This is a genomic window from Methylobrevis pamukkalensis (genome assembly GCF_001720135.1).
Lineage (GTDB): Bacteria > Pseudomonadota > Alphaproteobacteria > Rhizobiales > Pleomorphomonadaceae > Methylobrevis > Methylobrevis pamukkalensis.
In genome coordinates, this window is sequence record NZ_MCRJ01000236.1 from 1 (window position 1) to 1,806 (window position 1,806).

The window sequence follows — 1,806 nt, forward strand, 5'->3', positions numbered from 1 at the left end:
CAAGGACAACGTCGGTTCGCTCCAGGTCGCCTGGACGTTCTCGACCGGCGTTCTGCGCGGTCACGAGGGCGGCCCGCTCATCATCGGCGACACGATGTATGTGCACACGCCGTTCCCGAACATCGTCTATGCGCTCGACCTCAACGAGGACGGCGCCATCAAGTGGAAGTACGAGCCGAAGCAGGATCCGAACGTGATCCCGGTCATGTGCTGTGACACCGTCAACCGCGGCGTTGCGTATGGTGACGGCAAGATCATCCTGCACCAGGCCGACACCACCGTCGTTGCCCTCGACGCCAAGACCGGCGCCGTCGCATGGTCGGTGAAGAACGGCGACCCGGCGATCGGCGAGACCGGCACCGCGGCTCCGATGGTGTTCAAGGACAAGGTCCTGATCGGCATCTCGGGCGGCGAGTTCGGTGTGCGCGGTTCGGTGACCGCCTACAACCTCTCGGACGGCAAGCTCGCCTGGCGCGGCTGGTCGATGGGCCCGGACAGCGACACGCTGATGGACCCGGAGAAGACCACTCACCTCGGCAAGCCCGTTGGCCCGGATTCCGGCACCAACACCTGGGAAGGCGACCAGTGGAAGATCGGCGGCGGCACCACCTGGGGCTGGTACTCGTTCGATCCCGAGCTGAACCTGATCTACTACGGCTCCGGCAACCCCTCGACCTGGAACCCGGCGCAGCGCCCCGGTGACAACCGCTGGTCGATGACCATCTGGGCCCGCGACGCGGACACCGGCATGGCCAAGTGGGTCTACCAGATGACGCCCCACGACGAGTGGGACTTCGACGGCATCAACGAGATGATCCTCACCAACCAGCAAATCGACGGGAAGGACCGCAAGCTCCTCACCCACTTCGATCGTAACGGCTTCGGCTACACCCTCGACCGCGAGACGGGCGAGCTCCTCGTCGCCGAGAAGTTCGATCCGGTCGTGAACTGGGCCACCGAAGTGGTGATGGACCCGAACAGCGACCAGTACGGTCGTCCGCAGGTCGTCGCCCAGTACTCGACCGACCAGAACGGTGAAGACGTGAACACGACCGGCGTCTGCCCGGCCGCGCTCGGCACCAAGGACCAGCAGCCGGCGGCGTATTCGCCGAAGACCGAGCTGTTCTACGTGCCCACCAACCACGTCTGCATGGACTACGAGCCGTTCCGCGTGTCCTACACCGCGGGCCAGCCCTACGTCGGTGCCACCCTGTCGATGTACCCGGCGCCGAACAGCCACGGCGGCATGGGCAACTTCATCGCCTGGGACGGCAAGAAGGGCGAGATCAAGTGGTCGCTGCCCGAGCAGTTCTCGGTGTGGTCGGGCGCTCTCGCCACTGCCGGCGACGTCGTGTTCTACGGCACGCTCGAAGGCTACCTGAAGGCGGTTGACGCCGAGACGGGCAAGGAACTCTACAAGTTCAAGACCCCGTCGGGCATCATCGGCAACGTCACCACCTACGAGCATGGCGGCAAGCAGTACATCGCCATCCTCTCGGGCATCGGTGGCTGGGCCGGTATCGGCCTCGCGGCCGGTCTGACCGATCCGAACGCCGGTCTTGGTGCGGTGGGCGGCTACGCCGGCCTCAGCAAGTACACCGCGCTCGGTGGCCAGCTGACCGTCTTCAAGCTGCCGAACTGATCGTTCGACACTGACAGTGTGAAGACCTGAACGTTGCCCCGGACCACGCGCTCTCGTGTGATCCGGGCAACATCGTTGAGATCGTCTTCGTGGTGTGCAGTCATCTCCAAGAAGAGATGCCTGAGTTGCGCGGCATCATGTGCGCAGATGTCTCATTCGCGCAC

The 1,806-nt window shown here is 64.6% G+C and carries 1 protein-coding gene; it reads left to right on the forward strand.

What is annotated here, in order from left to right:
• The coding region (locus tag A6302_RS20145; RefSeq protein WP_069308502.1) for a methanol/ethanol family PQQ-dependent dehydrogenase at positions 1-1,642 on the forward strand (1,642 nt) is incomplete at its 5' end.
• Positions 1,643-1,806 lie beyond the last annotated feature (164 nt).